The 21439-nt window shown below is 65.9% G+C and carries 19 protein-coding genes; 5 read left to right on the plus strand and 14 right to left on the minus strand.

Translation table 11 applies throughout. The features are described from left to right. The first annotated feature begins 220 nt into the window (after positions 1-220). On the plus strand, positions 221-1360 hold the full coding sequence (locus EHV23_RS16425) for a Gfo/Idh/MocA family protein (protein WP_125096624.1): 1140 nt from the start codon (positions 221-223) through the stop codon (positions 1358-1360). A 16-nt stretch (positions 1361-1376) separates the two neighbouring features. On the opposite strand, the gene EHV23_RS14105 is transcribed toward EHV23_RS16425, so the two are convergent. After that, positions 1377-2516: an RpnC/YadD family protein gene (locus tag EHV23_RS14105; RefSeq protein ID WP_238990470.1), complete on the minus strand. Its 1140-nt coding sequence runs from the start codon at positions 2514-2516 to the stop codon at positions 1377-1379. Between the two features lie 191 nt (positions 2517-2707). Then, positions 2708-2830, minus strand: coding sequence for a hypothetical protein (locus EHV23_RS16430; protein WP_275265108.1), 123 nt, complete (start codon positions 2828-2830; stop codon positions 2708-2710). 710 nt (positions 2831-3540) lie between these two features. Between EHV23_RS16430 and xth the strand changes: the two genes are divergently transcribed. Further along, positions 3541-4344, plus strand: coding sequence for an exodeoxyribonuclease III (xth, locus tag EHV23_RS14110; protein ID WP_125096625.1), 804 nt, complete (start codon positions 3541-3543; stop codon positions 4342-4344). Positions 4345-4351: 7 nt separating this feature from the next. Here xth and otnI read toward each other — a convergent pair whose 3' ends face one another. From otnI to EHV23_RS14165, 12 genes are all read right to left on the minus strand, one after another. Continuing rightward, positions 4352-5185 (minus strand): 2-oxo-tetronate isomerase, encoded by an 834-nt coding sequence (gene otnI / locus EHV23_RS14115; RefSeq protein ID WP_125096626.1) that lies wholly within the window; start codon positions 5183-5185, stop codon positions 4352-4354. A gap of 169 nt (positions 5186-5354) precedes the next feature. After that, the gene (locus tag EHV23_RS14120) at positions 5355-5738 is read right to left on the minus strand and encodes a DUF488 domain-containing protein (protein ID WP_125096627.1); all 384 of its coding nucleotides are present in this window, start codon (positions 5736-5738) and stop codon (positions 5355-5357) included. 29 nt (positions 5739-5767) lie between these two features. After that, the gene (locus tag EHV23_RS14125) at positions 5768-6439 is read right to left on the minus strand and encodes a TenA family protein (RefSeq protein ID WP_125096628.1); all 672 of its coding nucleotides are present in this window, start codon (positions 6437-6439) and stop codon (positions 5768-5770) included. A 51-nt stretch (positions 6440-6490) separates the two neighbouring features. Continuing rightward, positions 6491-6928, minus strand: coding sequence for a D-aminoacyl-tRNA deacylase (gene dtd / locus EHV23_RS14130; protein WP_125096629.1), 438 nt, complete (start codon positions 6926-6928; stop codon positions 6491-6493). A 112-nt stretch (positions 6929-7040) separates the two neighbouring features. Beyond that, complete coding sequence (locus EHV23_RS14135) at positions 7041-8852, minus strand: ABC transporter ATP-binding protein (RefSeq protein ID WP_125096630.1); 1812 nt, start codon at positions 8850-8852, stop codon at positions 7041-7043. A 66-nt stretch (positions 8853-8918) separates the two neighbouring features. Beyond that, positions 8919-10700: an ABC transporter ATP-binding protein gene (locus EHV23_RS14140; RefSeq protein WP_125096891.1), complete on the minus strand. Its 1782-nt coding sequence runs from the start codon at positions 10698-10700 to the stop codon at positions 8919-8921. 124 nt (positions 10701-10824) lie between these two features. After that, positions 10825-11664: a class I SAM-dependent methyltransferase gene (locus EHV23_RS14145; RefSeq protein WP_125096631.1), complete on the minus strand. Its 840-nt coding sequence runs from the start codon at positions 11662-11664 to the stop codon at positions 10825-10827. A 199-nt stretch (positions 11665-11863) separates the two neighbouring features. Next, the gene (locus EHV23_RS14150; protein ID WP_158615992.1) at positions 11864-13189 is read right to left on the minus strand and encodes an MFS transporter; all 1326 of its coding nucleotides are present in this window, start codon (positions 13187-13189) and stop codon (positions 11864-11866) included. Between the two features lie 173 nt (positions 13190-13362). Then, on the minus strand, positions 13363-13515 hold the full coding sequence (locus EHV23_RS16525; RefSeq protein ID WP_203229049.1) for a TonB-dependent receptor: 153 nt from the start codon (positions 13513-13515) through the stop codon (positions 13363-13365). After that, positions 13463-14983, minus strand: a complete 1521-nt coding sequence (locus tag EHV23_RS16530) for a TonB-dependent receptor (RefSeq protein ID WP_125096633.1) — start codon at positions 14981-14983, stop codon at positions 13463-13465. Before EHV23_RS16530 ends, EHV23_RS16525 begins: the two co-directional genes overlap by 53 nt. Before the next feature lie 310 nt (positions 14984-15293). Then, a complete protein-coding gene (locus EHV23_RS14160) occupies positions 15294-15701 on the minus strand; it encodes a hypothetical protein (RefSeq protein ID WP_125096634.1) in 408 nt (135 codons plus the stop codon). Further along, the gene (locus EHV23_RS14165; RefSeq protein WP_158615994.1) at positions 15701-16768 is read right to left on the minus strand and encodes a helix-turn-helix transcriptional regulator; all 1068 of its coding nucleotides are present in this window, start codon (positions 16766-16768) and stop codon (positions 15701-15703) included. Before EHV23_RS14165 ends, EHV23_RS14160 begins: the two co-directional genes overlap by 1 nt. Before the next feature lie 210 nt (positions 16769-16978). Here EHV23_RS14165 and EHV23_RS14170 point away from each other — a divergent pair, with 210 nt between their 5' ends. The 3 genes from EHV23_RS14170 to EHV23_RS14180 are packed head-to-tail and all read left to right on the plus strand — an operon-like array spanning position 16979 to position 21431. Then, positions 16979-17755 carry a LamB/YcsF family protein gene (locus EHV23_RS14170; RefSeq protein ID WP_125096636.1) on the plus strand — a complete coding sequence of 259 codons (777 nt, stop codon included), beginning with the start codon at positions 16979-16981 and terminating at the stop codon, positions 17753-17755. After that, positions 17755-19614: a 5-oxoprolinase subunit B/C family protein gene (locus EHV23_RS14175; protein WP_125096637.1), complete on the plus strand. Its 1860-nt coding sequence runs from the start codon at positions 17755-17757 to the stop codon at positions 19612-19614. The genes EHV23_RS14170 and EHV23_RS14175 overlap by 1 nt, the downstream gene beginning before the upstream one ends. Then, entirely contained in the window at positions 19611-21431 is a 1821-nt protein-coding gene (locus EHV23_RS14180; protein ID WP_203229015.1) for an acetyl/propionyl/methylcrotonyl-CoA carboxylase subunit alpha, read from the plus strand. Before EHV23_RS14175 ends, EHV23_RS14180 begins: the two co-directional genes overlap by 4 nt. Positions 21432-21439: the final 8 nt, after the last annotated feature.

Here is a 21439-nt window from a genome sequence, read left to right on the forward strand (position 1 = left end):
TGCCCCGTCACGGTTTGGGGTGATTCTATCGTGCCGGGGCACCCGGTCGGCGGGGCGGTGGCAGAATCATGGCAGGATCATTGGGGTGCTGCCGGGGGCTGGCTGATCCGGTCGCGGGCTGTACCGGTTACTGCGTCGGCTGTTCTGGTGGGGCAGGACGAATGCCCTGCCCGGGCAGGGCCGTCACCCCTGCAGACATCGCATCAGGAGGATACTGGACATGGGCAACGGACACTGGCGCTGGGGCATTCTGGGCGCAGGCGCGGCGGCGCGTGGCATGGCGGCCGCGCTGCAGGCGGTCAATGGCCGCATCGAGGCCATTGCCAGCCGGCGGGAAGAGACGGCGCAGGAACTGGCCGCGGAATATGGCATCCAGCGTGTGCATGCCACGCCGGACGCCCTGGTGAGTGATCCGGATCTGGACGTGATCTACATCGCCAGCCCGCACGATTCCCACCACCACTGGATGAAGGCCGCCGTTGAGGCTGGCAAACACGTGCTGTGCGAAAAGGCCATCACCCTCAACAGCCGGCAGCTGGCGGAGGTGTGCGCGCTGGCCCGGCAGAAGAACGTGCTCGTGCTGGAGGCCATGACCATCCATCACATGCCGCTGTACCGCAAGCTGCGGGCGCTGATCGGCAGCGGGGCGCTGGGGCGGGTGCGGCTGGTGCAGGTGAACTTCGGCAGCTGGCGGGTGTTCGACCCGGAGAGCCGCTTCTTCAGCAGGGATCTGGCGGGCGGTGCGCTGCTGGACATCGGCGTTTATGCCACCGCCTTTGCGCGCTGGTTTCTGGATGCCGTGCCCACGCAGGTGCTGACCACGGCCGAGCTGGCGCCGACCGGGGTGGATGAGCAGTCGGGCATCATCCTGAAGAACGACCGGGGCCAGCTGGTGGTGATGGCGCTGAGCCTGACTGCCAAACAGCCCAAGCGCGGCGTGGTGTCGTGCGAGAAGGGCTACATCGAGATCAGCGAGTATCCGCGGGCCGATTCGGCCCTCATCCACTGGACCGACGATGGCCGGACCGAGACCGTGACGGCCGGCCGGCGGGAGGAGGCGCTGCAGTACGAGGTGCGGGACATGCAGCACTATCTGGATGGGTGGAAGGCTGGGGGGCTGGGGCAGGCTGGGGGGTTGGGGCAGGCAGGAGAGCCGGAGCAGCGGGGGACGGCATCAGTGGCTGCTGCAGGTGAGGGGCTGTTGCCACCATCCATGCGGGCCGCTGGGCTGACCTCTGCCGTGCCGGGTGCCGCCCCGGCCTGCGATGACGCTGCCGCCCTGCTGGCCCAGAGCCAGGAAGTGATGGCTGTGCTGACCGAGGTGCGGCGGCAGTGGGGCGTGATGTATCCGGGGGAGTGAGGCTTCCCGGGCGGCGCTACTGCAGCCGGAACACCTCGTCGAGAGTGCTGGCGGTCAGGATGCGGTCGCTCCAGTGATCGAGGGTTTCCAGACTGGCGTTCTGCAGGCGGGCTTCGGTGGCTGCATCCAGTGGACCAAAGCGGCCTGACAGCAGCTTTGCCAGCATCTGGCGCAGGCGGCGCTCCTCACCCAGCTGGATGCCTTCTTCACGGCCCTCCTCACGACCTTCCATGCGACCTTCCCTGCGGCCTTCCTCCAGTCCCTTCAGAAGGCCCTTCTGGATGCCGCGCTGTTCGCCAAGCTGTTCAAAGCGTTCTCTCATGCCTGCCATGTGCGCGCCCTCCTCGGTATAGCGCTCTGCGTACTCACGCTGCTCATCCTCATCCAGATCAGCGTAAATGTCAATGAAATCAATGTACTTTCTCCGCCGGTTGGCGTTCCGTTCCAGCCGGAAGAATGAACGGACCGCTTCGCCATACACCGTGACCCGGTGCTCGCGGGCATAGTGCATCAGCGGCAGCAACAGGGCCGTCACCACGTTGTCCGTCGTGAGATGCGCCATGGCCTGCAGCTGGGGCAGCACACAGGGGATGTATTCGAAGTGCAGGTAGTCCTTCCTGTCTGACCCCAGCGTGATGCTGCGGGGGATGTTCCGCCCGTCCCGCATGAAGATGACCACCGGGATCACCCGCGTGGTACCCATCGCCTCGGCCACCGCCAGGCAGTAGGAGGCCAGGCGCGTGATGCTGAAACGGCCCGGGTCCGACTCATGCTCGACGATGAAGATCAGCGCCTCGCGCCGGCCATCGGGCCATTCCAGCAGCAGCGGCACGTCCAGTTCGAAGAAGCTGTCGGTCAGGTGCGGCTTGAGCTGCTCCTGCCGGACGGGGGTGATCTTCACCCGCCGGTCGATACCTTCGGCCTCGGCCGGCGCAAAGAACTGCAGCGCCTGCCGCGGGTACTGTACGATCAGATTCTTGAAGTTCTGGTCATGGCTGACGCGCTGGCCGCTGTCGGCGGCAGTGCCTGCGGGGCTGCCCCCGGGTGGGGTGCTCCCTCGTTCTGTGGCTGGGGATGTATCCAGCCGGGGAGTATCGCCCTGTGAAGGTGCAGGGGCCGGGGCTACACAGTGGTGGCGGGTTCTGCTGGCATTCATGGTGAAGGCCCTGGGATGGAATGCGGGCATTTCACCAGATTGACAGAGGACTGAACATCCGTCTGATGGCTGAGCCAGATGGCCTAGGCTGCTTTTCTTGCCGCCCTGTCGGAGCGGGGCTGATGTTGACGTAACCGCTGTGCTTGATGCTGGATGCGGCTATTCCGAAATGACATTGGCGTCGGGAACGATCATTTGAATTCGAGTCTCTCGGGTGGGGCATGGTCGCGCAGGCTGTCGATCCGGCCGACTTCTTCTTCGATCAGCCCGCCTGTTTCCTGTGCAATCGATGCCAGCAGCGAACCGAGTTTCACGCAATCTTTCAGGGGCGCGGCTTGCTGCGGGTGTGCTTGCCTGTCCGTAGGTGACGGGAGTGGATGAGATGATGGCATGACTGTCAGTGTGCTGGTAGTGTTGAACAATAAGGGCGTTCCCGTAGGGGCTTGCAAGACTGGGGCCGTCTTGGCGTTGATCCAGCCAGCCGGTGGCGTGATGACAAGCGCCCCGGACTGTTTTTGGGATGGATGTGCCATCCCTTGTCATTGGGGAGGGCCGGCCTGTGGGGTCGTGTCCTCCCTCCCTTTATCTGCTTCGCGCTGGCGTGTCCAACACGTGCAGCTCACAACCTCGCACGTCAATTCGCGAAGATGCGTCTTCAGCATGTGCTGAACCGGTGCAGCCGCTACTGCAGCCGGACACCGCCCCCATGAATCACGATGGTTGTCTGATCGATAGAACTCTTCAACCTGAAAGTGAAACGGAAGGAGGAACGGCATGGATCATTTTATAGATTTCCTCAGGGCATCGGATTTTTTCAGGACACTGGCTGTTGGGGCGCTGGTGGCGCCTGCCGTTCTTCTGGCCAGAAGTCTGATCATGAAACGGATTCTGAAGGGCAGGTATGGCGCTTTCGAATCGATTGCCTTCATGATCAGCCTGATCGTCATCTCTGTTCTGGTCCCGATGCTCAGCCGGTCGGGGGCGTGAGCGGCCAGCGTACAATGGGCCTTTTCGAGGAGTCGTGATGCAGCTTGCAACCTGGAACGTCAATTCACTGAAGATGCGTCTTCAGCATGTGCTGGACTGGCTGGCGGCCAATCCGGTGGATTTTCTGTGCCTGCAGGAAACCAAGCTGACGGACGACAAATTCCCGCAGGAGGCCATCGAAGCAGCCGGTTATGGGGTGATCTTCACCGGCCAGCCCACGTACAACGGCGTGGCGCTGCTGTACCGCAGGGAAGGGGGCTACACCCCCGAAGGTGTGCATCTCGACAACCCGCTGTTCGAGGATGCGCAGCGGCGGGTGGTGTCAGCGCGCTTCGGTACGCCGGCCGGTCCCGTGCGGGTGATCGGCGCCTACTGCCCCAACGGGCAGGCGGTGGACAGTGACAAGTACGTGTACAAGCTGGCATGGTTTGCCGCCATGCAGCAGTGGATAAGGCAGCTGCAGCAGGAGGAGCCGGGCACCGCCATCATGTTGGCGGGCGATTTCAACATTGCGCCGGCAGATGCCGACGTGCACGACCCGGAAAAATGGGCCGATGGCATTCTGGTGTCAAAACCCGAGCGGGCGGCGCTGCAGGGGCTGCTGGATCTGGGCATGCACGACGCGTTCCGGCTGTTCGAGCAGGAGCCGAAGTTCTTCAGCTGGTGGGACTACCGGATGCTGGGCTTTCGGCGCAATGCGGGTCTGCGCATCGACCTGATTCTGGTGACGGATGACCTGAAGCCCCAGGTCACGCGCTGCTGGATCGACAAGGGGCCGCGGAAGCTGGAAAAACCCAGCGACCATACGCCCGTCGTTGTCGAGTGGGGGGCCGGGGCATGAGGCTGGTTCACAGCCACTTGCGCATCCATCCCAGCCCGTCGTGCGTGCCGTTGGGGACGGCGCCGCGCACCGGGTTGTATTCGCAGCCCACCCAGCCGTCGTAGCCGGTTTCGTCCAGCACCCTGAAGAGCCAGTCGTAATTGACCTCGCCGATGTCCGGCTCGTGCCGGTCCGGCACACCGGCAATCTGCACGTGGCCCAGGCGGTTGAATTCCATCTGGTATTTGATCATGTGGGTGAGATCACCCCAGATCTGCTGGATGTGAAAGAGATCCAGCTGCAGCTTCAGGTTTTCGCTGCGCACCTTGCGGATGACGTTGCGCGCAAGCTTCGGGTCATCCATGTAGTAGCGGGGCATGCAGTGCTGGCAGATGGGTTCCAGCAGCAGCTGCACGCCGGCGGTCTCTGCCTTTTTGGCTGCCACCCTGATGTTTTTCAGGTAGGTGTCGTCCCACGATGCAATGGCTTCATCCAGGGCGGCGGCCCCGGTTTCGGTGCTTTCGGTGACGCGGGGACGAAGGCCGGCCATCACATGGATGCGTGGGCACTTCAGTGCGTGGGCGTATTCGATGGCCTTGTCGATGCTGGCGGCGAATTCGGCTTCACGGCCGGCAATGCAGGCCAGTCCGCGCTCGCCGGCGTTCCAGTCGCCGGCTGGTGAATTGATCAGTACCTGTTCCAGTTTGTGCCTTTGCAGCTGCTCCACCAGCTGTTCGGCCGGGTATTCATAGGGGAACATGTATTCCACCCCCCTGAAGCCATCTTCGGCGGCGGCGGCAAAGCGCTCCAGGAAGGGGAGTTCGGTGTAGAGAAAGGACAGGTTGGCAGCAAAGCGTGGCATGGCGGAGCCCCAGGGGATGAAGACATGCGTGATGCAGGCGTCTGCTTGCCCGAATCATGTCGGGGCAGCAGGAACGGGAGCGTGTTCCGCACGCGGGTTCGGGGCCAGCGTGGGGACGAATGAGCCCATGACACGCTCCAGACGCCCTTTGAAAAAATGGGACGATGAGTCAGTGGGGTTTTTTGGGAGACAGCAGGTCCTTCAGGTAGGCGGCCAGCACGATGGCATTGTTGTGTGCCTCGTCGTGCGCGGCATAGAGCAGTGTGAGCGGCCCCTGACGGGCCATGTCGAGCAGCGGCTGCAGGCTGGAGAGGTTGGTCGACAGCTCGGCAATGTATTTTTCGCGGAATTCATCCCAGCGTGCCTCGTCGTGGCCGAACCAGTGCCGCAGCTCGTTGCTGGGGGCCACGTCGCGGATCCACAGCTGGAAGGGGGCATCTTCCTTGCGCATGCCGCGCGGCCACAGCCTGTCCACCAGCACGCGGGTGCCGTCCGTGGGTTGTGGGGGTTCGTAGACGCGGCGGGTATGGATGGTGACCGGGGGATGGGACATGCGACAGCCTCCTGTATCGGCCCAGACACTCAGGCCCGTGGATCGAGTGCCCCAGTATAGACCGCATCGAAAAAGGCGCGTTCCAAAGCCACTGCGCGGTGAAAGAACTGCCGGGCCTCGTCCTGTTCTGCCGGGGAGATACCTGTACCCATCCGGTCCAGTTCGCTGCGCAGCCAGCCGACGAAGTCGCGGAAGAAGTCGTTGGCGTGCAGGGTGATCCATTCGGCGTGCTGAAAGCCGCTCTGCGGCAGTGGCCTGTCCGGCTGGCCGGCCCATTCCAGATAAAGCCCCTCGGCCACGCACAGGACGGCCAGTGCGCTGGCATAGTGGCGGGTGGCGGCGGCTTCCTGCATCAGCTGCTGGAACTGGCGGGTGACCGGGGCCAGGGGCGGCGAGATGCGGTCGGCGTCGGGGACGCCCAGCAGGTCGAAGCAGCGCTGGAAGTAGGTGTTTTCGGTGCTGGTGACCATGGCTGCGAACTGCGAAAGCCTCACCCGTGCCGCAAACTGGTCGGCACTGGCAATGGCAGCGCCCAGCAGGGCCACGAAGGCGTCGCAGAACTGGTAGTCCTGCACGAGATAGGGGCGCAGATGCTGGTCCTGCAGCGTGCCGGCAAAGATTTCATCCACGAAGCGGTGGGTGATGGCGGCCTGCCAGTCGCTGGCGGTTTCGGTACGCAGGGTGGCTGCAAAGCCTGTCATGGGGTGTCTCCTGTGGTTTTTTGTGGCTGAGCCAGTGAGTTTACTGCTGTCTCACACCTGCATCGGGATGGTGACCGGTCCGTCGTTGATGAGGGCCACCTGCATGTCGGCGCCGAAGCGGCCGGTGGCGACGGTGGGATGCAGCCGGCGCGCCTCGGCCACGAAGGCGTCGTAGAGCGCCTCGCCCCGGGCCGCTGGTGCAGCGCCGGTGAAGCTGGGCCGGTTGCCCTGGCGGGAGTCGGCGGCCAGGGTGAACTGGCTGACGATGAGCAGGCCACCGCCCACGTCCTGGACGCTGCGGTTCATCCTGCCGGCTTCGTCGGAGAAGATGCGCAGTTTCAGAACCTTGGCTACGGCCTTGCTGACGGTGGCTTCGGTGTCGTGCGGTTCGGCGCAGACGAGGACGAGCAGGCCGTGGCCGATGGCGCCGGCCGTTTCACCCGCGATGGTGACCCGGGCTTCGGTGACGCGCTGGATGAGCAGGTGCATGGAAGGGTGTGTTGGCAGGCGCTGTGAGAAGGGAACGTTACATTCTCCCTGCGCTGCTGTGACGGGGTGTCGCATTCTCCCTGCGTTTGAAGGGGTAAGGGCGCGGAATCCGTCAGGCACTCCCGGCGCGCCACTGTTTGGCACGCTGCTGTGCGGCCCACAGGGCGGCATAGCGTCCGTTGCCTGCCAGCAGTGCCTCGTGGGTGCCTGTCTCCAGTGCCTTGCCCTGGTCCACGACGATGATCTGCCCGGCACCGGCAATGGTGGAGAGGCGGTGTGCGATGACGATGACGGTGCGGTTCTTCACCAGTGTCTCGATGGCCCGCTGCACGGCCCGTTCGCTTTCGGTGTCGAGTGTTGCGGTGGGCTCGTCCAGCACGACGATGGGGGCGTCCTTGAGCAGCGCACGGGCAATGCTGAGACGCTGGCGTTCGCCGCCCGACAGGCGCCCGCCGGTTTCACCGATGCGGGTGTTCCAGCCCTGTGGCAGGCGCTCGATGAATTCCAGGCAGTGTGCGGCCCGGGCGGCTGCGTGGACTTCGGCATCCGTCGCCTCGGGGCGTGCCATGCGGATGTTGGCCAGCACGGTGTCGTCGAACAGGTACACGTCCTGGAACACCACGGACACCAGCCGGTTGAGCCGTTCCGGTTCGATGGCACGTACGTCCACGCCGCCAATGGTCACGGTACCGTGCTGCGGGTCGGCATGGCGCATCAGCAGGCGGGTGACGGTGGTCTTGCCGCCGCCGGAGGGGCCGACGAGGGCGGTCATGCTGCGGGCCGGGAGCGTGGCCGAAAAACCGGACAGCACCGGGCGGGCTTCATAGGCAAAGGTGACGTCATCGAAACGGATGTCGAACTGCTGCGGTACCTGCGCCGGTGTCTGCTGCGGTAGCGGTTCGATGGCCAGCAGCTCGTCGATCTGAATCAGAGCCGTTTCGATGTGCTCGATGATCCCCGTCATAATGAACACAAGGGCCAGTGGTTCGGCAAAGCGTACCAGCATGATGGTGACGGCGGCCAGTGTGGTCAGATCCAGCTGGCCCTGAGTGACCCAAGTGACGCCGGCGGCCATGATCAGCAGCATGCCGGCCTCCGTCACGCTGGAGATCACGACGTTGGCCTTGATGCCCTGACGCTGGCTGTCGACCTGCAGCCGTTCCAGCCATTCAACCGTGTCTTGCAGCTGGCCGGCATGGGAGCCTGTGGCCCGGCTGGCCCGCAGGACGGCCAACCCTTGGGTGTACTCGATGATGTCGCCATGGCAGCGGGTATGGGCATCGTTCAGTTCACGCACCACTTTTTGCTGCTGGGGCCGGCGCCAGCGATGCAGCGGAATGATAGCTGGGAATACCAGCAGCATGGCCAGTCCCAGTTTCCAGTCCCATAACAGGGTGGCTAGTGCGGAAACCAGGGGCGTGACGACGCCGTTGATGAGGCCTCCGCAGATCGTCAGGGTGTAGTTGAGGTTCTCATCGACGTTGCCGAGCAGTACAGCACTGAGCTCTCCAGTGCGCCGGCTCTGCAGCTTCAGTAGAGGCATGCGGCGCAGCTGTTCACCCAGTCGGGTGCGTAGGTTGTGGATGGCGTCGGCTTGCATGCCATCGTAGTCGAAATCCTGGGCCTGCCAGCGTAGGGTTTGCACGGTCAGCGTCAGCAGCAGGATCAGAACGAGCCAAAGTAGGGCTGTGTGCCAGTTGGGTGTGTGCCCGTCCAGCAGTGCTTGGAAAAGAGGAATGATGCACGCCAGCGCCAGCCCATGTAGGATGGCGGCGGTCAGAATCATCCACAGAGAACGGGCGAAGGCGCGGCTGTGCGGCTGAGCTGAGCGCAGCAGCTGCCGCAGGGTTTCACGCCAAGGGGTAATATGGGTATGCTGCACATCCGGTTGGCTGGCTTGGTGGGTGGCTGTGCGATGGTTCATGGTGGGGTGAATCTTGGGTTGTCCGCGAAGAGACTCTGCGCCGATGAGAGGGTCCGTCACGGGGAGTCAATCGACGGGAATCTGCAGGCTCCATTGCCCGGCATCCTGACCGCTCTGCCAGAGGCGCGCATAGACGCCGTGGCGCTGCAGCAGCTCGTCATGCCGCCCCTGTTCGGCCAGGCGCCCCTGGTCGAAGACGAGGATCTGGTCGGCGTTCTGGATGGTGGCCAGCCGGTGGGCCACCATCAGTACGGTCTTGCCGTGCATCAGGGCCGAGAGGGCGCGGACCAGGGCTGCCTCGTTTTCGGGATCGGCAAAGGCGGTGGCCTCGTCCAGCACCAGAATGGGACGGTTCTGCAGGATGGCGCGGGCAATGGTGATGCGCTGGCGCTGTCCGCCCGACAGGAAGGTACCGCGCTCGCCGGCATGGGTCTCGTATCCCCTGGGCAGGGCGCTGATGAAGTCGTGGGCCTGGGCGGCCCGGGCGGCGGCGATCACGTCGTCCATCGGGGCGTCGGGGCAGCCGAGGCGGATGTTGTCGGCAATGCTGGTGGCGAAGAGGAAAGTGTCCTGAAAGACGAAGGCCACCTGCTGCATCAGGGTGTCGGCGGTCATGTCCCGCACGTCCGTGCCGCCCACCCGCACGCGGCCGGCGTCCACATCCCAGAAGCGCGGGATGAGGCGGGCCACGGTGCTCTTGCCAGCGCCGGACGGGCCGACCAGGGCGGTGATGGTGCCGGGGGCTGCGGTGAAGCTCACGTCCTGCAGGGCAGGGATGTCGGCCCTGTCGGCTGTACGGGTGTCAGCCGGTGTTCCCGCGCCAGGTACCGACGGTCCTTCGGCCTTTTCGTAGTTGAAACTGACGTGCTCGAACACGACGCTGGCGTCGCCGGGCTGCTGGCCCGGGGCCGGAACCTCGGGCAGTAGTGGCTCAGCCAGGATCTGCTGGATGCGCTCGACGCTGATCAGGGTCTTCTGGACCAGGTGATGCAGGCTCATCATTGGCAGGATGGCTTCGGCCAGGCCGGCACCGATCAGCAGCGCGGCGATCCAGGTGCTGAAATCCTGGGTGTCGTGGGCAAACTTCCAGCCGCCTATCCACAGCAGCACGGTGAGTGTGGGCAGAGTGGAGAGAATGGCGAGCGAAAATCGCGATGAGAAACGCATGCTGACATACCAGTCTTTCAGCACTTTCAGGTAGTTGAGCAGGGCGCGCTGGTAGCGGCCGAAGCTGGTGCTGCCGGTGTCGAAGGTGCGCACGACCGGCATGGCCTGCACGAATTCGACCACGGCGGCTGCTACCTGTTCACGGGCAGCGTTATAACGCTCACTGATTTCACGGCTGTTGCGCATGACCATCGCCATAATGGCGAAGCCCATTACGGGCACCGCCAGGGCCGCCAATGCCAGCGGCAAGTCGAGCCAGAACAGTACTATGGTAGCGATGATGGGGGATGCATAGGCACGGGCCACCATAGGGGTGGAATCAGCCACGAAAACATGCAACGCTTTCACGTCGTCGTGAATGACCTTGGCGATCTGCCCGGCACCGAGTGTCTGCACCCGTCCCAGCGGCAGGTGGGCGATGTGGTCGGCCAGCCGGGTACGCAGGATGGCTTCCAGCCGGAAGGCCGCGTAGTGCGAATGCCGGAAGGCCGCCTGGCGCAGCAGGAAGGCGCCCACGGTACTGGCCAGCAGGCCGGTCATCAGCGCCCAGGGCCAGGCGTGTGGGGTCGTCAGCAGGGCGTGCAGCGTGAATGCCACCAGGGCCAGTGACAGGACCGAAAGGGCCGAGCCGCCAATGGCCAGCGCCATGGCAAAGCGGATGCCGCCGCGCACCGGATCCATGATGCGCCAAGGGCTGCGGTCCCGCCGGGAAGGCTGCACGCCGGACAGGCCGTCGCGGCGCTGCGGGGAGGAAGAAGGGGTATCTGCCATGGTGGTGCCTGTGCGTGGTGCCTGATCCGTTGTTTCAGCCCTGCCTGTCGGGCAGCTGTAGCCAGCACACGCCCGGTACCCTGTTCATCAGGCGCGGCAGGTGTTTTTCGGCAAAGGGCACGAACCAGTGCCAGAAGCCGCGCGGATACAGGAAGGTGACGTTGTGCACTTCCACGGGCTGCTCCAGCCAGCGCGAGAACAGTGGCGTGAGCTGGTCACGGTCCAGGCCCCAGGGCATGGGTGGGGTGCGGTAATGCTTCGTTTTCATCCAGCCCTTGTCGCTCATCGTCTTTCTGGACAGGAAGGTGTTCAGATAATCGAACATCAGCAGTGCACCGGGAAAGCGCCTTGCCATGGCTTTGGTCAGGGTGCCGACCTCGTCTTCGGTGAAGTACATGAAAAGCCCCTGGGCGGCGATGAATACCGGTCGATCCGGTGGTACGGCATCGAACCAGGCGGTATCGAGTGCGCTGAGCGGGATGTGCAGATGGCGTTCATCGGGCTGGATGAAGCGCTCGCGCAGGGCGATGGCTTCGGGCAGGTCCACCGACAGCCAGAGGGACTGGGCATATTCCGGTTCTTCGAAGCGAAAGCGTTCGGTCTCCAGCCCCTCGCCCAGGTTGACGATGACGCCGTTGGGGTGCTGCTGCAGGAATTCGGCGATTTTCTGGTCGAAGAGCTGCGAGCGCACGCCGTGCGAGGCATCGGCGGGGCCGAAGCTGCGATCGTAGTCGTAATCCAGCGCGCGGTAGATTTCCAGACATTTGGGGTCGTGGATGCAGCCGTCGGGGCGTGCCGCTTCGCTGGCGCGGTTGTGCAGGGGCCAGAGGGTGGTTTCGGGGACGCCGGTAAGGTTGGGAACGGTCTGGTTCATGTGAGGGTCTCCTGTCGTGGTCAGGAATGGCTCCGGATCAGTGATTCGTATGTGAATCATGTGCTGGCTGCCGGGCGTTCCGGCATGTGTCATGGACTGGTTCGACACGGTGAACGCTTTCTTGTGCTGTGAATGCTTCTGTGTATGTGCAGTGCCCCCTGCCGGCACATGGCAGGGGCCAGTGCGGGGATAAATGTGTTCATGACGCACGCGGGTTTTTCTGAGGGTCTTTCGCCCGGGCATTGGCACTGCGCCACAGGCGCGGAATGGCCACGGCCAGCACGATGCTGGCCAGCAGGGCGATGCCCAGTGTGGTGCCATAGCCCGTGGCCGCGGCCAGCTGCAGGCCGGCGGCGCTGCTGATCAGGATGCCACTGCCGAAGTAGATGCCATTCTGCATGGAAAAGTCGGTGGCCGGGGTGCTGCCGCTGGCGCGTTCCATCATCAGGGTGGGCAGCAGCACATCGACCGGGGTGTAGAAGGCCATGTAGGCGGCAATGCACAGCACGATGAGGGCGGTGGGCGCGTGCCGGTTCAGGCCCCAGTGCATCAGGATCACGGCCAACACGGCAAGGATCTGCGCTCCCAGTACCCAGCGCATGGTGCGTGCCAGGCTCCAGCGCCGCATCAGCAGGCCGATGCCGCCCATCGACAGGGTGCCGATGAGCACACCGTAGATGTTCAGGTACTGGCCGATCTGCCCCATGCTCCAGCCGGCATCGACCAGCATCGGGGTCATCAGCCCATAGGCCATGCAGAAGCCGGCATTGGCGGTGGCCACCACCAGCAGCCAGCGCCAGCCGGTGCCGGGCTGCTGCCAGAAGCGCCACAGGCGCTGCCACTGCTGCGGGATGGTGAGCTGCGCATGAGGGGCAGGCCGGGCGTGGGCGGGCTCGCGGTAGGCGAGGGCCTGGACGAGGGTGAGCGTGTTGAGGGCCGTCAGGCTCCAGATGGCGGGCTGCCAGCCCCAGTGTTCGACCATGATCAGCACGCCGCCCCCGCCTGCTGCAAAGCCGAGCATGCCGCAGGCCATCTGCAGGGCATTGCCCAGGCCGCGCTGGGCGGGGCCGAGCAGCCGGCACGACAGGCCGTCGGCGGCAATGTCCTGTACGCTGGTGAGCAGGGCGATCAGCAGACAGCCGGTGACGAGGGCGGCCAGCGGCAGGGGCTGCTCCGGTGACATGGGCAGCATACCCAGCCACAGCAGCGTGATGATCAGCAGTGCCTGCATCAGGGCCAGCCAGATGCCGAAATGGCCGTGCCGGCCAAAGCCGTAGCGGTCCAGTACCGGTGCCCACAGGAACTTGAAGCCGGGCACGATGCCCAGCAGATAGATCCAGCCCAGCTGTTCCAGCGGGACGCCGCGGCTGCGCAGGATGGCCGTCATGGCCATGTAGAAGAAGCTGCTGGCCACGAACTGGCTGAGGTAGGCACTGCACAGCAGCGCCCATTCCTGCCGTGACAGGGGCGGGACAGCGGTGCTGTCCCCCACGGTGGTGCCTGTGAAGGTGGAATCCGGGCTCATGATGGTCATTGTCTGCCTGCCCCGGTGCCGGTGACGGGAAGACCGGCCCGGGGCAGGAATTTTTTTGGATCAGGCTGGGGACGCGCGTTTTTCCGGGGCCAGGATGGGGGCAGGCGCTTTTCCGGGATCGGGCCGGGGCGCGCTGCCCCCACGGGCGATGCGTCTTTTTCGTGTCAGAAATGGTGCGTGATGCCGATGCCGACGCTGCGCCCCGGTGACGGCATGCCGACGGTCAGCGTGGGGCTGAAGTAGTAGCCGTACAGGTCGTAGCGCTCATCCAGCAGGTTGTCGCCCCACAGGTAGACCTCGGTGCTGCCGCTGGTCACGCCCACATGCAGGTCGATCTTGCGGTAGCTGTCGAGATCGAAGGAGTTCTGCGGGTCGGCGGCGCGCCGGCCCACGTGGCGCACGGTGAGCGCGGCATCCAGCGTCGGGGCGGCCAGGCCGGCAAAGGCGGGCAGCGGGTGTTCCCACTGCACGCCCAGCAGCACCGAGAGGCGGGCAACGTCGGGCAGCCGGTTGCCGGCATTCACGTCGCCGGCCGGTGAGGTTGGTTTCGTCGTGGTTGATGGTTTCGCGACCCGTGACCGAGGTGAGCCGTGCCCAGGGCAGGTCGTGCCGGATTTCCAGGGCGTACTGGTTGATGGCGCGCTCGTTGCCGGCAATGCTGCTGCCGGTGTCGAGGTCCTGGGTGGGCGGGCTGGTGTAGGGGCGCATCAGCATGGCGCTCTGGTACTTTTTGGCCGTATTGCGCGAGGCGCGCAGCAGGACCTGGGTGGCGGCCTGTGGCTGCCAGAGCAGGCTGGCGCGGGCGTTCAGGTCGGCCGGGCGGGACAGGGGCCGGCCGGTGGCGCTGTTCTCGTACCAGAGGTCCTGTGCGCTGTGGCGCAGGGCAATGCGGGCGGCCAGGGTGTCGCCCAGCGGCGTGTTCAGCACGCCTTCGGCCAGATGATGATGATCGTTGCCCAGTTCACCCCGCACGTGTCCGCCGAAGTGGTTGAGCACCGGCGGTGCCGAGCGCACATCGATGGCGCCAGCAGTGCTGCTGCGGCCAAAGAGGGTGCCCTGGGGCCCCTTGAGCACCTCGATCTGCTCGGCATCCAGGGTGCCGAGGCCGACGTTGGAGACGCTGGTGGGCACGCCATCGACATTGACGACGACCGAGTTGTCGTCGGTGCCGGACAGGTAGAGCGAGCCCACGCCGCGGATGCGCACGTTGGCGCTGTCGGGGCCACCCCACGAGTTCACGTCCACGCCCGGCGTGCCGCGCAGGACATCTTCCATGCGGGTGATGCGGCGGGTTTCCAGATCGACATCATCGGTGACGCTGACGGTGAAGGGCAGATCCTTTGCCTTTTCCTCGGCCTTGCGGGCGTGCACGGTGACGTCCGGCAGGGTGGTGGCACGGCCATGGGCATGGCTGCTCTGGGCCAGCAGGGGCGTGCCCACCGGCGCCTGCCGTGAAGACGTGCTGCTGCCGGAGACGGCAGGGCTGCCGGCGGTGGCGGCTGCCGGCGGAACCTGATCGGAGACTTCCTCCGTCCGGGCGCTGGCCGGCATGGCCAGGCAGGCGGCGAGGATGGCCATGAACAGCGGCCGTGGCCGGGCGAACAGCCCGGACTGCGGGTGCTCGGCTGGTGCGAGGGGCAAGGGGTGTGGCCGGAGCGCATGGTCGGCCTGCCGTGGTGCCCTGGCGGGGGCCTTCCGGGCGTGACGGGAGACAGGGAACCAGTGAGCCGGTTGCCGGCGAGAGGGCTGCAGGTGTGCGGGCGGGAAGGACGGGGCTTCGGGCATGATGGGTCTCCTTTGAATATTGAATGCAAAGAATTCTCATCCTGTTTGGATGCCCCGTTCAGGAAAAACCTGACAGCACCGGGAATTTTTCGTACGTGCCCTGATGATCGTGCAGAGCCTGTTCAGTACGCCGACGCTGGAGGCGGTGCGCTTCCGTCCTGCGTGCGCCATGGACGCATTCGTTCCCGTGCTGGCCACGAATGGGGCCATGACAGGTTCTCAGGCCCGCTGCCGCTGCACGTCCGATGGCGAGAAACCGTGCAGGGCGCGGAAGGCACGGGCAAACTGGCTGGGGCTGGCGTAGCCGACCTCACGGCTCGCGCCAGTCGGGCAGACCACTGAAGCACCAGATTTCGCCATGCGGGCCGCCCCGGTGCCGGGCGCCGTGCCGGTCGGTCCATTGCACATGGCCGCCCATCATCAGTTCCAGCACCAGACAGGGCGGAGGGGCTTCGATGACGCCGTTGGTGCGCACCATGTCGTGCTGCAGGCCGGCCTGCAGGCCGCTCACCAGCAGGCCGCTGTGAAAGGCCTGGGCGGCCAGCTGCCCGTGCCCCAGGACATGGTCGTGAAAACGCGCGCCCACATGCATGGCGTGCATGTCGAGGCTGAAGGCATCCGGCTGGGGCAGATCGTCCGTGCTGGCCGATTCCTGCTGGATGAACTGCCCGAACATCTGCCGGCCGGGCGAGTCGGTGGGCTGGTCGGGTGTGTTCATCACGTGTCCTCGCGGGATCTGTCGGGATGCACCTCGGAGGGCAGGAAGCCATGCTGCTCCTGGAAGGCCCGGGCAAAGTGGCTGGGGTTGGTGTAGCCGACGTGCCGGGCGATGGCGTGGATGGGCTCGCGTCCCTCCTCGACCAGGGCCAGGGCGGTGTTCAGGCGCAGCTGGCGCACACAGGCGGCAATGCCCATGCCGGTGCGTTCGCGAAAGGCACGCTTCAGGTAGCACTCGTTGAGGCCTACACGGCGCGCCAGGTCGCCGATGGAGAGGTTCCGTGCGTACTCGGCGTGGATGATGTCGAGGGTATCGCTGACCGCACGCTGCCAGCGGTGCCGGCTGCCCGCGGTGGCCTGTTCGGGCATCTCCAGCCAGAGGCCCAGCAGGGTCGTGGCCAGTCCCTCGATCTGCAGGCGCCGGGCCAGGGTGGGCGGGGTTCTGTCCTGCAGCAGGGCCTGCAGGCGCAGGGCGATGCCGCCCATGGCGGCCGGCAGGTTCTGGGCGTGGTAATGGGAGGCGGCCCGGGCCGAGTCCAGATAATGCTGGAGGCGGCGGCGCCCTTCGCCATCGGGCAGGTCTTCCTGCCAGCGTGCGAGCAGTTCGACCGAGGCCGTGACGTGGGTCTGCGACAGCAGACTGGGCAGCATGGAGGAGCGCTGCCAGTGCTGCAGGCCGGAGAAGGTCCAGAGTTCGTGATGGCGGTGGCTCTGGTGGGACTGCCCCCGGCCATCGACCCATTCGATGCGGCCACCCATCATCATCTGCAGGCTCACGGCGGGGGCAAACGTGTCGCCGCGGGTGTTGAGGCGGGTGACGGGCTGGTGCAGGTCGGCCGCCAGCATGCTGGCCATCAGGCCATTGTCGAAGGCCTGCGCGTTCAGGTCGCCCTTGCCCAGCCCCCGGGAATCGAAGTGGGTGGCAAGGTGGCAGCTGCCGCGGTCCAGCCGGAAGCTGTCGGGCGCAGGCAGGCCCTCCGGGTTCCAGGTGACGTGCCGGATGAAGCTGTTGAAGAGCTTTCTGCCGGAGGACAGGGCGGTCTGCGGGCCGTGGTCGGGGGCAGTCATGGCGCAGGCAGGTGTGTTTCGGGATGGGGGTCCGGAATGGGGGAAATGAGAACCTATCATGGTATGGGGGCGTTGTCAGCCTTCCCTGGTTCCCTGTGGCCCACCCTGATAGGGGGTTCAAAGACTCATTCGTCCCTGCGAAACCTGCAGGTGCACAATGGATATCTGGTTTGACGTGATGATCAACGATTTCATGCGAAGGACGAACACGTGCAGCAGATCGATCTGAACAGTGACCTGGGCGAGAGTTTCGGTGCCTGGAAAATGGGGGATGATGCGGCGATGCTCGACATCGTCACCAGTGCCAACGTGGCCTGCGGTTTCCATGCGGGTGATCCGGCCGGGGGGCTGGATACGCTGCGGGCTGCGGCGCAGCGGGGTGTGCGTGTGGGTGCGCACGTGGCCTATCCGGACCTGGCGGGCTTTGGCCGGCGGGCGATGGATGTGGCCTCGGCAGACCTGCGTGCGGGGGTGATCTACCAGATCGGCGCGCTGCAGGCGCTGGCCCGGGTGGCAGGGACCGAGGTGTGCTACGTAAAACCGCACGGCGCGCTCTACAACACCATTGCGCACGACGAGCGGCAGGCTACCGATGTGATCGAGGCGCTGCGGCTGCTGGATGCGGATCTGGCGCTGGTGGTGCTGGCGGGCTCGCCGCTGGCGGCGTGGGCGCGGTCGGCCGGGTTGCGGGTGGTGGCCGAGGCGTTTGCCGACCGGGGCTATACCCCGCAGGGGACGCTGGTGTCGCGGCGTGCGCCGGGCGCGGTGCTGCACGATGCCGGCGTGGTGGCGGCACGCATGCTGCGGCTGGTGCAGGAAGGCGTGGTGGAGGCGGTGGACGGCAGTCTGGCCCGCGTGGCGGCCGATTCGATCTGCGTGCACGGCGACAGTCCGGATGCGGTGGCGATGGCACGGGCGGTGCGCGATACCCTGTCTGCCGCCGGGGTGGTGCTGCGGCCGTTCTGTGTGGATGAAAGGATGCTGTGATGCGAATATTGCCCGTGAGCCTGGATGCGGTGCTGGTCGAGCTGTCCAGTCTGGACGAAACGCTGGCCCTGCTGGAGGCACTGCAGGCCGATCCGGTCGAGGGGGTGGTGGATCTGGTGCCGGCGGCCCGTACGCTGCTGGTGCAGTTTCAGCCCTGGGTGTGCACTCAGGCGGCGCTGGTGGCGCAGATCCGCTCACGGCAGGGGCGCCCCCGTGCACGGGAGCAGGCGGGGGAGCTGGTGCAGATTCCGGTGCGCTATGACGGCGAGGATCTGCCGGAGATGGCCGCGTACCTGAAGCTGACGGCGGACGAGCTGGTGCGTCGCCATGCGGCGTTGGTGTGGACGGTGGCGTTTACCGGGTTTGCGCCGGGTTTTGCCTATCTGGCCGGTGGTGATCCGGTGTTCGATGTGCCGCGTCGCAGCAGCCCGCGCACGCGCATTCCGGCGGGGTCCGTGGGGCTGGCCGGGCGTTTCAGCGGGGTATATCCGCGGGCTACGCCAGGCGGCTGGCAGCTGATCGGCACGACCGACGTGCCGATGTGGGATCTGGCCCGCGCAACGCCTGCGCTGCTGCAGCCCGGCATGCGGGTGCAGTTCGTGGATGTGGCCACCGATGCGGGGGCGGCGCTGCAGGCGGCGTATGCGCGTGGGAAATCAGAAAACCTGCGTGTGGTCGATGCGGGTGCGGGCGCAACATTGCACGGGACTGAACGGCGTGTGCCGGGCCTGCATGGTCATGACGCCGGGGTGGATGCTGCGCCCGGTCCGGACGGTATCACCGTACTGGAAGTGCTGCACACCGGCCTGCAGGCGCTGTTTCAGGATGCCGGCCGGGCGGGGATGGCGGGGCAGGGTGTGTCGGCCTCCGGTGCGCTGGACCGCACGGCCTTCCGGCTGGCCAACCAGCTGCTGGGCAATGTGCCGGATGCGCCGGTGGTCGAACTGCTGCATGGCGGATTTTCCGTACGGACGCTGCAGCGCACGGTGGTGGCGCTGACCGGGGCAACCGGGCCCCTGACGTTGCGGGATGGGCAGGGCCGGCTGCTGCCGGCGGTCCGTCACCAGCCACTGGCACTGGACCCGGGCGATGTACTGACGGTGGGGGCGCCCGAACGCGGGCTGCGCACGTATCTGGGCGTACGGGGTGGCTTTGCCGTGGCGCCGGTACTGGGCAGCTGCGCCACCGATACGCTGGCGGGTGTGGGACCGGAACCGCTGCAGGCGGGCCAGCGATTGCGGGCAGGCGGGCTGATCCGCGGTGCGGTGGATGCGCCGGAGGCCGGCAGCCCGACGCTGGAAGTGCTGCTGCCGCACCTGCCGGAGACATCGCCTGGCGCCAGAGGTGCAGGTGACGGTACGTCCGTACGGGGTGATGCCCAGACGCAGGTGACGGATGGGGATGTGCGACCGGGTTCAGGGACGGCACACGTGGCCGTGCAGGGCACGGCCGCGGCAGACCCCCCGGCTGCCTGGCGACATGCCATCGTACTGGACATCACACTGGGACCGCGCACCGACTGGTTTGATGATGAATCACTTCGGCGACTGGTGCAGCAGGGCTGGCAGGTGACTCAGCAGTCCAGCCGGGTGGGGCTGCGGCTGCAGGGAGAAGCACTGCTGCAGCGTGCGGCCGCATATGCCGGGGTGGAGCTGCCCTCGGAAGGCACGGCGCTGGGGGCGCTGCAGGTGCCTGCCAATGGGCAGCCCGTGCTGTTTCTGGCCGATCATCCGCTCACCGGCGGATACCCGGTGATCGGTTGTGTGGCACCGTATCATCTGGACCGGGCGGCACAGCTGCCGGCAGGGACCTTCGTGCGCTTCCGGGTGGTGGCGCCCTTCGTGGAACATGGAAAATGATCAAGAAAGTCCTGATTGCCAACCGCGGCGAAATTGCGGTGCGCATCATTCGTGCCTGTGCCGATCATGGCGTGCAGAGCGTGGCGGTGTATGCCGACGTGGATCAGGATGCACTGCACGTGCGGCTGGCCGATGAGGCACATGCGCTGCAGGGCGAGCGCCCGGCAGAAACCTATCTGAACATCGGAAAACTGCTGGACATCGCACATCGCAGCGGGGCGGATGCGATGCACCCGGGCTATGGCTTTCTCTCGGAAAATGCCGCGTTTGCGCAGGCGGTGATCGATGCCGGCCTGGTGTGGATCGGGCCGAAGCCCGACACCATTGCACAGCTGGGCGACAAGGTGGCCGCCCGGAAAATCGCCGCGTCCGTCGGCGCTCCGCTGGTGGCTGGAACGACGGACCCGGTGGGCAGTGCCGATGAGGTGCTGGCCTTTGCGCGCGAGCACGGTCTGCCCATTGCCATCAAGGCCGCCTTTGGTGGCGGCGGGCGCGGGCTGAAGGTGGCCTGGCAGATGGATGAGGTGGCCGGGCAGTATGCGTCGGCCGTGCGCGAGGCCACCACGGCCTTTGGACGGGGTGAATGCTTTGTCGAGCAGTATCTGGACCGGCCGCGTCACGTGGAGGCACAGGTGATGGCCGACGCGCATGGCCATGTGGTGGTGCTGGGCACGCGCGACTGCTCGCTGCAGCGGCGCAACCAGAAACTGGTGGAAGAGGCTCCTGCACCTTTCCTGACGGCGGAGCAGCGTGCGCGCATTCATCAGGCGGCAAAGGATATCTGTGCGGCGGCGGGATATGTGGGCGCGGGTACGGTGGAGTTTCTGGTGAGTCGCAATGGCACCATTTCGTTTCTGGAGGTGAACACGCGGCTGCAGGTGGAGCATCCGGTGACGGAAATTACCGCCGGCATCGACCTGGTGGTGGAGCAGTTGCGGGTGGCCGATGGATTGCCATTGTCCGTGACGGAAACGCCGGCACCCATCGGGCACGCGATGGAATTTCGCATCAATGCCGAGGATGTGGGGCGGGGCTTTCTGCCGATGCCGGGGCGCATCGAACGGTTCGTGCCCCCGTCCGGGCCGGGCATCCGGCTGGACAGCGGGGTGGACAGTGGTTCGGTGGTGGCCGGCCAGTTCGATTCGATGATGGCCAAGCTGATCGTATACGGTGACAGCCGCGAGCAGGTGCTGATGCGTGCGGGCCGGGCACTGGCGGAATTCATCATCGAGGGCGTGCCGAGCGTGCTGCCGTTTCACCGGGCGGTGCTGAATGCGCCGGCCTTCGTGGCGGTGGGTGATGGCGGCTTTCATGTGCACACGCGCTGGATCGAAACGGAATTTGCCGATGATCTGGCGTCCTCGGTACGGCCGGAGCCGCTGGGCAGCCTGCCGCTCGTGCGCATGCCGGTGGAGCTGGATGGACGACGGGTGATGCTGGGGCTGCCGGCGCAGCTGGTGGGAGTGCTGGCCGCCGGTGTGGCCGGGGCGGCGGGCCTGAGGGCTGATGGGACGGCGAGTGGCGGACATCCCGCCGGGTCCGGGGGCCTGGGCGCAGCCTGGGGGAGCGCAGGTGGCTTGCCGGGGGCGTCAGGACAGGAAGCGGCGCAGCCTGCGGTACTGGCACCGATGGCCGGCACGTTGCTGGACTGGAAGGTGGGTGAGGGCGAGACCGTGACTGCCGGGCGGGCGGTGGCGGTGATGGAGGCGATGAAGATGGAGACGCAGGTGACGGCACCGGTGGCGGGAACGCTCAGGCGGCTGGTTGCGGCGGGTGCGGCTGTGTCTGCGGGAGATGTGCTGGGTGAGATCGTGTGAGCGGCACG

Source organism: Lautropia dentalis (assembly GCF_003892345.1).
Lineage (GTDB): Bacteria > Pseudomonadota > Gammaproteobacteria > Burkholderiales > Burkholderiaceae_E > Lautropia > Lautropia dentalis.

Excerpts from the sequence above, each read along its gene's own strand:
- EHV23_RS16425 (WP_125096624.1), top strand. The coding sequence starts at position 221 with ATGGGCAACGGACACTGGCGCTGGGGCATTCTGGGCGCAGGCGCGGCG.
- EHV23_RS14105 (WP_238990470.1), bottom strand. The coding sequence starts at position 2,516 with ATGAATGCCAGCAGAACCCGCCACCACTGTGTAGCCCCGGCCCCTGCA.
- xth (WP_125096625.1), top strand. The coding sequence starts at position 3,541 with ATGCAGCTTGCAACCTGGAACGTCAATTCACTGAAGATGCGTCTTCAG.
- otnI (WP_125096626.1), bottom strand. The coding sequence starts at position 5,185 with ATGCCACGCTTTGCTGCCAACCTGTCCTTTCTCTACACCGAACTCCCC.
- EHV23_RS14120 (WP_125096627.1), bottom strand. The coding sequence starts at position 5,738 with ATGTCCCATCCCCCGGTCACCATCCATACCCGCCGCGTCTACGAACCC.
- EHV23_RS14125 (WP_125096628.1), bottom strand. The coding sequence starts at position 6,439 with ATGACAGGCTTTGCAGCCACCCTGCGTACCGAAACCGCCAGCGACTGG.
- dtd (WP_125096629.1), bottom strand. The coding sequence starts at position 6,928 with ATGCACCTGCTCATCCAGCGCGTCACCGAAGCCCGGGTCACCATCGCG.
- EHV23_RS14135 (WP_125096630.1), bottom strand. The coding sequence starts at position 8,852 with ATGAACCATCGCACAGCCACCCACCAAGCCAGCCAACCGGATGTGCAG.
- EHV23_RS14140 (WP_125096891.1), bottom strand. The coding sequence starts at position 10,700 with ATGGATCCGGTGCGCGGCGGCATCCGCTTTGCCATGGCGCTGGCCATT.
- EHV23_RS14145 (WP_125096631.1), bottom strand. The coding sequence starts at position 11,664 with ATGAACCAGACCGTTCCCAACCTTACCGGCGTCCCCGAAACCACCCTC.
- EHV23_RS14150 (WP_158615992.1), bottom strand. The coding sequence starts at position 13,189 with ATGAGCCCGGATTCCACCTTCACAGGCACCACCGTGGGGGACAGCACC.
- EHV23_RS16530 (WP_125096633.1), bottom strand. The coding sequence starts at position 14,983 with ATGCCCGAAGCCCCGTCCTTCCCGCCCGCACACCTGCAGCCCTCTCGC.
- EHV23_RS14160 (WP_125096634.1), bottom strand. The coding sequence starts at position 15,701 with ATGAACACACCCGACCAGCCCACCGACTCGCCCGGCCGGCAGATGTTC.
- EHV23_RS14165 (WP_158615994.1), bottom strand. The coding sequence starts at position 16,768 with ATGACTGCCCCCGACCACGGCCCGCAGACCGCCCTGTCCTCCGGCAGA.
- EHV23_RS14175 (WP_125096637.1), top strand. The coding sequence starts at position 17,755 with ATGCGAATATTGCCCGTGAGCCTGGATGCGGTGCTGGTCGAGCTGTCC.
- EHV23_RS14180 (WP_203229015.1), top strand. The coding sequence starts at position 19,611 with ATGATCAAGAAAGTCCTGATTGCCAACCGCGGCGAAATTGCGGTGCGC.